The sequence below is a fragment of the Faecalicatena contorta genome (genome assembly GCF_021531995.1).
Lineage (GTDB): Bacteria > Bacillota > Clostridia > Lachnospirales > Lachnospiraceae > Dorea_A > Dorea_A contorta_A.
Window position 1 is genome coordinate 1 of sequence record NZ_JAFBIZ010000127.1, and the last position, 7,552, is coordinate 7,552.

General features: G+C 42.3%; 4 protein-coding genes. 3 read left to right on the plus strand and 1 reads right to left on the minus strand.

Features of this window, described 5'->3' with window-relative positions; all coding sequences use genetic code 11:
* The first annotated feature begins 90 nt into the window (after positions 1–90).
* The 3 genes from JQM82_RS13400 to adhE all read left to right on the plus strand — a co-directional run bounded on the left by JQM82_RS13400 (position 91) and on the right by adhE (position 6,500).
* On the plus strand, positions 91–1,923 hold the full coding sequence (locus JQM82_RS13400; protein ID WP_235250882.1) for an NAD(P)-binding protein: 1,833 nt from the start codon (positions 91–93) through the stop codon (positions 1,921–1,923).
* Positions 1,917–3,653: a [FeFe] hydrogenase, group A gene (locus JQM82_RS13405; protein ID WP_235250883.1), complete on the plus strand. Its 1,737-nt coding sequence runs from the start codon at positions 1,917–1,919 to the stop codon at positions 3,651–3,653. Before JQM82_RS13400 ends, JQM82_RS13405 begins: the two co-directional genes overlap by 7 nt.
* Positions 3,654–3,881: 228 nt before the next feature.
* Positions 3,882–6,500, plus strand: a complete 2,619-nt coding sequence (gene adhE / locus JQM82_RS13410; protein ID WP_235250884.1) for a bifunctional acetaldehyde-CoA/alcohol dehydrogenase — start codon at positions 3,882–3,884, stop codon at positions 6,498–6,500.
* 46 nt (positions 6,501–6,546) lie between these two features.
* Here the strand turns inward: adhE and JQM82_RS13415 are convergent, their stop codons facing one another.
* Positions 6,547–7,446 carry a LysR family transcriptional regulator gene (locus tag JQM82_RS13415; RefSeq protein WP_235250885.1) on the minus strand — a complete coding sequence of 300 codons (900 nt, stop codon included), beginning with the start codon at positions 7,444–7,446 and terminating at the stop codon, positions 6,547–6,549.
* Positions 7,447–7,552: the final 106 nt, after the last annotated feature.

Below are 7,552 nucleotides of genomic sequence, written 5' to 3' on the forward strand. Positions count from 1 at the left end.
TTTATAAATATGCTTGAAAAGGTTTTGAAAAATGATATAATCGACATAATGCATTATAGAGCTAATGAAAGAGAAAGAAGGGAATTTTTAATGAGCAGATTAGAGATCGCTTCGCCAAAAAGAGCCAGAATAGTTATGGAAGGGCTATATAAGGATCTTGAGCGTAGAATTGAGTCAAGTCCACCGGGACTCTGTCCTGTTGACATGGCACGTGCATTTTTAGAGTTATGTCATGCGCAGACCTGCGGAAAATGCGTTCCTTGTCGAATCGGACTTGGACAACTGAACAACTTCATCAAGGATGTTCTTGATGGAAATGCAACTATGGAAACTTTAGAAGTGATGGAACAGACAGCGTTGTCCATCATGGAATCTGCAGACTGTGCAATTGGATACGAGGCTGCCAATATGGTATATAAAGGACTGATTGGCTATCGCGATGACTATGTGGAGCATATCAAAAACGGGAGATGTACCTGTACATATAATCAGCCGGTACCATGTGTATCTCTGTGCCCTGCACATGTAGATATTCCGGGATATGTAGCACTTGTCGGGGAAGGGAGATATGCTGACGCCATTCGTTTGATCCGTAAGGATAATCCATTCCCAACTACCTGTGGATTTATCTGTGAGCATCCATGTGAGGCAAGATGTCGTAGAAATATGGTGGATGATTCAATTAACATCAGAGGGCTTAAGAGAGTAGCAGCTGATTTTGCAGGAGAAGTAGAACCGCCGGTATGTGCTCCATCCACCGGTAAGAAGATTGCCATCCTTGGAGGCGGGCCGGGCGGACTCAGCGCGGCGTATTATCTGCAGCTGATGGGTCATCAGACAACCGTCTACGAGATGCTTCCGAAGCTCGGGGGAATGCTTCGGTATGGGATACCAAATTATCGTCTGCCAAAAGAAAGGCTGGATGACGACATTAACGCAATTCTGAAAACCGGTGTGGAAGTAAAATACGGTATGAAGATCGGCCAGGATATTACGATCCAGGAATTAAGAGAGCAGTATGACGCAGTATTGATCACGATTGGGGCAAGTACGGATAAGAAGCTGGGTCTGGAAGGGGAAGACGCAGATGGAATTTTATCTGCCGTACAGTTTTTAAGAAATGTAGGCAAGAATGAGATTATGGACTTATCTGGTAAGGAAGTTGCAGTTATCGGGGGCGGCAATGTTTCTATGGATGCGGTTCGTACAGCAAAGCGCCTTGGAGCGAAGAAGGTAAGCATTGTCTACAGAAGACGAGTTGCAGATATGACTGCACTTCCGGCAGAAATTGAGGGTGCAGTTGCGGAAGGTATAGAACTGCAGACATTGAAAGCTCCGGCATCCATTGATGTTGATGAGAATCATCATGTAAAAGGAATTTACGTAACGCCACAGATGGTCAGTGCAATCCGTGATGGAAGAGCAAGCATTAAGCCGACAGGTGAAGAAGATATTTATATTCCTTGCGATGTATTAATCGTTGCAATTGGTCAGAATATTGAGACTGGACATTTTGAAAAGGCTGGAATTCCGGTTGAACGCGGAAAAATTATTACTAAGAGTACAGGAGCTTTTGAGAATCTGCCGGGCGTATTCGCCGGTGGAGACTGTGCAAGTGGTCCGGCATCAGTAATCAAAGCAATTGCTGCTGCAAAGGTAGTGGCTGCAAATATTGATGAGTATCTTGGTTATCATCATGTGATATCCTGCGATGTTGAGATCCCGGAGGCGCGTCTTGATGACAGAACACCTTGCGGAAGAGTGAACCTTACAGAGCGTGAAGCGTGTGAAAGAGTTTGCGATTTCGAAGGTGTGGAAAAGTGCATGACAGAAAAAGAGGCGAAACAGGAAGCGTCCAGATGTCTTCGCTGCGATCATTTTGGATATGGAATATTTAAAGGAGGCAGAGAAACATTATGGTAAATCTTACAATAGATGGAAAAGCAATATCAGTAGAAGAGAATACCACGATTATGGAGGCTGCCGCACAGAATGGAATTCCGATTCCGAAGCTGTGTTATCTGAAGGGAATCAACGAAATTGCCGCATGTCGTGTGTGTGTAGTAGAACTGGAAGGAAAGGAAAAACTGATTACTTCCTGTAACAACATTGCAAAAGATGGCATGGTCATCTATACAAACAGTCCGAAAGTACGTAAGCACAGAAGAACAACGGTTGAACTGATTCTGTCTCAGCATGACTGTCAGTGTGTAACCTGTTCCAGGAGCGGAAACTGCAGTTTGCAAAAAGTTGCCAACGATCTGAATATCCTGGAGATCCCATTTAAAATGCAATTGGAAAAACAGCCGTGGAACAAGCAATTTCCATTAATCCGAAATTCTTCCAAATGTATCAAATGTATGCGTTGTGTGCAGGTATGTGAAAAGGTACAGGGGCTTGGTGTATGGGATGTAGAAGGAACCGGATCCAGAACAACGGTCAATGTAGCTGGTCATAAAAAAATTGAAGAAGCTGCATGTTCTCTGTGTGGCCAGTGTATTACGCATTGTCCGGTAGGTGCACTCAGTGCCCGTGACGATACGGAAAAAGTATGGGATGCCATTGCAGATAAGGACAAGATTGTCGTTGCACAGGTAGCGCCTGCAGTTAGAGCAGCATGGGGAGAAGAGCTTGGTTTTGAGACGGAAGAAGCAACTGTCGGCAAGATTCTGGATGCTTTGAAGAAAATGGGAGCAGATTATGTATTTGATACTACATTCTCAGCGGATCTGACGATTATGGAAGAGGGAACCGAGTTCCTTCACAGATTTACATCCGGCGAATTAAAAGACAGACCAATGTTTACTTCCTGTTGCCCGGGATGGCTCAGATTCATCAAATCACAGTTCCCACATCTGGTAAAACAGCTTTCTACAGCAAAATCACCACAGCAGATGTTTGGAGCGGTTATGAAGTCATATTTTGCCGAGAAGCTGGGAGTATCACCGGAACAGGTCTATACAGTATCTGTAATGCCTTGTGTTGCCAAGAAAGGGGAACGGGAAATGGAACTGTTCTACCAGGAATACGCAGGTCATGATATTGATGCTGTTATTACAACCAGAGAATTGGTAAAAATGATTCGTTCAGCGCATATCAGCCCAGATACGCTGGAAGATATTGAAAGTGACCGCCCGATGCAGGAAGGAACAGGAGCGGGCGTAATCTTTGGAGCAACCGGAGGAGTTATGGAAGCTGCTCTTCGTACCGCATATTATCTGCTGAAAGGTGAAAATCCGCCGGAAGATGCATTTAAGGCAGTGAGAAGCCAGGGATTCAATGCAAACAATGGTGTACAGGAGGCGGAATTTGCCATTGATGATGTGAAAGTAAGAACTGCTGTTGTCAGTGGACTTGGTAATGCCAGAGCCCTTCTGAATAAGATTGACAATGGAGAAGTTCACTATGACTTTGTAGAAGTAATGGCATGTCCGGGAGGCTGTGTAGGAGGTGGCGGACAGCCAATCCATGACGGTGAAGAGCGTGCTTTTGAAAGAGGAAAGAATCTCTATGATCTTGATGTGAAATCAGAACACAGATGTTCTCATGAGAACAGGGATATTCAGGCACTTTATGCGGAATATTTTGAAAAACCAGAGTCTCACAAAGCGCATATGCTGTTACATACAGAACATAGATTGGAAGGATTCTAAGACGATCGAGGTCTTGCTGCAGAATATAACTGCAGCGGATCTCTTTTTGTATGCTCTTTCTGAAAAAAAGCCGATTAATTGAACGGAATGCAGGAAAATATTGTCTAATAGTTAAAAAAATAACATAAACGTTAAAAAAATATCAATTATATATTGACAAATAATTAACGAGTGATTATACTTTGACTTGTAATGAAGCAGGAAGCATTTACAGGGAGGATAACTATTATGGCAACCAAAAAGAAAGAAGCAGTACCAGCGATCGTTGACAATGTAGAAGCTCTTGAAGCAAAGATGAAAGTAATGAGAGAAGCACAGAAAATCTTTGCTACCTATACGCAGGAGCAGGTAGATAAGATCTTCTTTGAGGCGGCTATGGCAGCCAATAAGATGCGTATTCCACTTGCAAAGCAGGCGGTGGAAGAGACCGGACGCGGTATTGTAGAAGATAAGATTATTAAGAATCATTATGCGGCAGAATACATTTACAACGCTTATAAAAATACAAAAACATGTGGTGTGATTGAGGAAGATCCGGCGTATGGAATTAAAAAGATCGCGGAACCGATCGGACTGGTTGCTGCGGTTATTCCAACCACGAATCCTACGTCAACAGCAATTTTTAAAACGTTGCTTTGCCTGAAGACAAGAAATGCGATTATTATTAGTCCACATCCGGCTGCGAAAGCCTGTACGATTGCAGCTGCAAAAGTTGTTCTGGATGCAGCCGTAAAAGCAGGTGCTCCGGAAGGAATCATTGGATGGATTGACGTTCCATCTCTGGAATTAACCAATACAGTAATGAGGGATGCAGATATCATTCTGGCGACTGGCGGACCGGGCATGGTCAAGGCTGCATATTCTTCCGGAAAACCGGCACTTGGTGTTGGACCTGGAAACACACCGGTTATTATAGATGATACTGCAGATATTAAGATGGCTGTAAATTCTATTATCCATTCCAAAACATTTGACAATGGTATGATCTGTGCATCTGAACAGTCCGTAACAGTTCTTGACAGCATCTATGATGAGGTGAAAAAAGAATTTGAATATAGAGGATGTTACTTCCTGAAAAAGGGAGAGGAGTTGGATAAGGTTCGAAAGACGATTATCATTAACGGTGCATTGAACAATAAGATACCTGGAAAATCCGCATATGAGATCGCAAAACTTGCGGGAGTGGAAGTCCCAGAAAGCACCAAGATTTTGATCGGTGAAGTGGAATCGGTAGATATATCTGAAGAATTCGCACATGAAAAGTTGTCACCGGTACTTGGTATGTATCGCGCGAAGACCTTTGATGAGGCTCTTGCAAAAGCGGAGCGCCTGGTGGCTGATGGAGGATATGGACATACCGCATCTCTGTATGTACATCCGGCAGAAAAAGAAAAGATTGCAAAACATGCAGCAGCAATGAAAACCTGCCGTATTTTGATCAATACACCTTCTTCTCAGGGAGGTATTGGAGATCTGTATAATTTTAAACTTGCTCCGTCTCTTACACTCGGATGTGGTTCCTGGGGAGGCAACTCCGTATCTGAAAACGTGGGAGTAAAGCATCTGATCAACATTAAAACAGTTGCAGAGAGGAGAGAAAACATGCTGTGGTTCAGAACACCTGAAAAAGTATACTTTAAGAAAGGCTGTATGCCGGTAGCACTGGATGAGCTCGGAACTGTAATGCATAAGAAAAAAGCCTTCATCGTTACGGACTCTTTCTTATACAAGAACGGCTATGTAAAACCAATTGAAGAAAAATTAGACGAAATGGGAATCCAGCATACATGTTTCTATGAGGTTGCTCCGGATCCGACATTGCAGTGTGCACAAAAAGGAACCGATCAGATGAGAGCATTTGAGCCTGATACCATCATTGCTCTTGGAGGAGGATCTGCAATGGATGCAGCCAAGATTATGTGGCTGATGTATGAACATCCGGAAGCAAACTTTGAAGATATGGCCATGGACTTCATGGATATCCGAAAGAGAGTATATACATTCCCTAAAATGGGTAAAAAAGCTTATTTTGTGGCAATCCCGACTTCTTCCGGTACAGGTTCTGAAGTGACACCGTTTGCAATTATTACGGACGCTGAGACAGGCGTAAAATGGCCGATCGCAGATTATGAGCTGTTACCGAACATGGCAATCGTTGATGTAGATAATGCCATGACGGCTCCAAAGGGACTGACGAGTGCATCTGGTATTGACGTTATGACGCATGCAATTGAAGCTTATGTATCTATTATGGCAACTGACTTTACAGACGGACTGGCGATGAAAGCAGTGAAAATGGTATTCGATTATTTGCCATCTGCATATGCCAACGGAGCGAATGATCCGATCGCAAGAGAAAAGATGGCCAATGCTTCCTGTATGGCAGGTATGGCGTTTGCCAATGCGTTCCTCGGATTGAATCATTCTATGGCACATAAGCTTGGAGCATTTCACCATCTGCCACATGGTGTTGCCAATGCAGTGCTTCTGACAGATGTAATGCGATACAATGCAGCAGAAGTGCCGACTAAGATGGGAACATTTTCACAGTATCAGTATCCGCATGCGCTGGCAAGATATGCAGAACTTGGAAGGTATGCAGGATGCAAGGGCAATACAGATGAAGAAGTATTTGAAGATTTCCTTGCAAGACTGGAAGATCTGAAAGAAAAGATCGGTATTAAGAAAACAATTAAAGATTATGGCATCGATGAGAAATACTTCCTGGATACACTGGACGACATGGTAGAGCAGGCATTCAATGATCAGTGTACAGGTGCTAATCCAAGATATCCATTGATGAAAGAGATGAAAGAGATCTATCTGAAGTGTTATTATGGAAAATAATCAGATGCTGGAAAGCGTCACACGATAAAGCGTGTGGCGCTTTTTTTTAAGATTTTTTCTGTTGCTCCAGACAAAACTGAAGAAATTGCTTTGTATGAGGAGAAGTAGTTGTTGATTGTGGATAAATGTAGTAAAAATCAACGGAATCATGCAATTCTGATACATATATCTCGTTTAATTCTCCGTTATCCAGGTATTTCTGGACGGCACATCGATATAAGAATGATATAGCAAGTTCGTCCTTTAAATACTGAATGATAGAATGCATACTTCCGGCCTCGTATGGAATATTAAAAGTGTCCAGATCATACCCCATTCGTTGAAATGATTTTTGCAGGATATAGTATGCATGAGAAGATTTTTCTCGATATACGATTCTTTCAGATTTTAATTCATTTAAACTGATTACTTTATCTGCAAGTGGATGAAAAGGGTTGCATACACAGCAGACTGGTTCACTGCGAAACGGATGACGTTCAAATTCAGGCCATGTATCAATAGAATCGGTAATCAGGATATTAATATCTCCGTTCCGCATTAATTGTTCCAGTTTTTTTGTCGAACCGATAAATGAGCGAACTCGACAGTCGGGTTCCTGGGCGGTATAGGAGGAAATCAGACCTGGCAATATGAACTCTCCAATCGTAGGATTAGATCCTATGGAAATGACAGGGGTTTCCTGTTCTTGTGAGAGATGTTGAATATTCTGTAATATATTATTGGAGTGAATTTGCAGTTTTGCGACTTCTTTAAACAGATATTCCCCTTCTTTTGTCAGTGAAAAGTGTCGATTCTGGTAAAGAATCAGTTTTTTACCGTAATACTGTTCCAGATATCTGATGTGCTGTGAAACTGCCGGTTGTGTAATGTTCAGATTTTCTGCAGTTTTCGTATAGCTGTTTGTATGGCATAAATCTAAAAAAGTTAACAAACGAAAGTCAAGCATGAGTACCTCCTTCTTGAAACAAATTACAAAGTACTATAATGAATTATAATACATATCAGTTTATTTTGATACTATAAATTTATGTTATAAATGCATAAAAATATAT

Excerpts from the sequence above, each read along its gene's own strand:
- JQM82_RS13400 (WP_235250882.1), top strand. The coding sequence starts at position 91 with ATGAGCAGATTAGAGATCGCTTCGCCAAAAAGAGCCAGAATAGTTATG.
- JQM82_RS13405 (WP_235250883.1), top strand. The coding sequence starts at position 1,917 with ATGGTAAATCTTACAATAGATGGAAAAGCAATATCAGTAGAAGAGAAT.
- adhE (WP_235250884.1), top strand. The coding sequence starts at position 3,882 with ATGGCAACCAAAAAGAAAGAAGCAGTACCAGCGATCGTTGACAATGTA.
- JQM82_RS13415 (WP_235250885.1), bottom strand. The coding sequence starts at position 7,446 with ATGCTTGACTTTCGTTTGTTAACTTTTTTAGATTTATGCCATACAAAC.